This window comes from Oleiphilus sp. HI0061 (assembly GCF_001635675.1).
The window spans coordinates 1-1,562 of the sequence record NZ_LWFE01001757.1 but is presented as its reverse complement, the minus strand read 5'-3'; the positions used below and the strand labels follow the sequence as shown (position 1 = coordinate 1,562).

At 46.6% G+C, this 1,562-nt stretch carries 1 protein-coding gene; it reads right to left on the bottom strand.

The genetic code is table 11. The annotated features are described in order from the left end of the window. On the bottom strand, positions 1-1,546 hold a 1,546-nt coding region (mutS, locus tag A3735_RS26885; RefSeq protein WP_082886021.1), incomplete at its 3' end, for a DNA mismatch repair protein MutS. Positions 1,547-1,562 lie beyond the last annotated feature (16 nt).

The window sequence follows — 1,562 nt, the reverse complement described above, 5'->3', positions numbered from 1 at the left end:
CTCTTTCAGCAAAATTGCTAAGCACGTCGAGCTCAGAAAGCCCTTTTGCACACCTCTGAAGCGCGTCAATCGCCTCATTTAATTCATCAAGTAGGCTTTCGTAAAGGGCTTTCTCGCGCGATAAAGCGCGACTTTTACTGCTCAGCGCTTTATCCTCAAAAGCTTTCAGCTCTGGCGTTATAAAGCGCTCTGCATTTTTTAGCGTTTGACGCCTTATATATGCATCGGGCGCTTTATCTGACTGAGCTTTTGAAATCTCGATAAAGTAACCATGAACTCTATTGTAACCAACCTTCAAGGTCGAAAGCCCGGTTGCCTCCCGCTCCTGAGTCTCTAGATCGATTAAAAATTGACCGGCATTTTCACTGATATTGCGTAAGTCATCTAGCTCTGCGTCAAAACCATCTTTTATCACGCCGCCATCTCTAATAACGACGGGAGGGTTATCGATAATTGCTCGCTCTAATAACTCAGCTAAAGAGGGGTGTTCGGATATATCTTTAGCTACTTCACCAAGACTTGGGCAATCAACTGACCTTAAATCTGCCTGTATGGCGGGTAGTAGTATTAAAGTGTCTCTAAGTCGTGATAGGTCACGAGGGCGTGCAGATCTAAGCGCAATCCTGGCGAGTATACGCTGTACATCTCCGACTTGTTTTAAATTCGTTTGAATGGCGTCGTAGTTATAGGATTGCTCAAGTGAAGACACGCAATCTAGACGGGCATTCACAATTTCCCGGTCTCTTAAAGGGTGGTGGAGCCAGCGCCTAAGCAAGCGGCTACCCATTGCAGTTTTACAGGCATCCATTGCCCACGCCAAGGTGTGATTACTTTCGCCAGCAAGGTTGGTGTCAATTTCTAGGTTCTTGCGACTGGCTGCATCGAGTAGAATGTATTGACTACGCTCTTCTTTATTGATGGTGACAATATGAGGCAGCTCATTACGCTGAGTATCCTTTGCATACTGCAGCAGACAACCCGCCGCGCAGATAGCTAATTGCATCGAATCGATACCAAAGCCGCTTAAGTCTTTCGTTTTAAATTGAGTAGTCAATAAGCTTTTTGCGGAATCAAGATCATAAAGCCATGGAGCTTGGCGTCTAAGACCAGTTAAGTTCTCAAAAGCTCCTTCATATGGAAACTCTTCACTTATTAAAACTTCCGACGGTCTAATACGCTGCAACTCGCTTATTAGGTCGGGCAAGCCTCGAACTTGCGACACAGAAAAGCGTCCGCCACTCAGGTCTAGGTAGGCTAGACCAAAGGCTTCCTCATCACCAAAGGAAATTGAGCAGAGCAAATTGTCACGCCGCTCTTCTAGAAATGCCTCGTCAGTCAGCGTGCCGGGAGTGACAATTCTCATTACCTTACGCTCAACCGGCCCCTTGCTTGTTGCCGGGTCACCTGTTTGCTCGCAGACAGCAACCGACAAACCAGATCGAACAAGCTTTGCAATATAATTCTCAGCGGAGTGATAGGGGATACCCGCCATTGGAATAGGGTTGCCACCACTCTTACCGCGTGCCGTTAAAGTGATATCTAGCAATTGAGCCGCTTTTTTT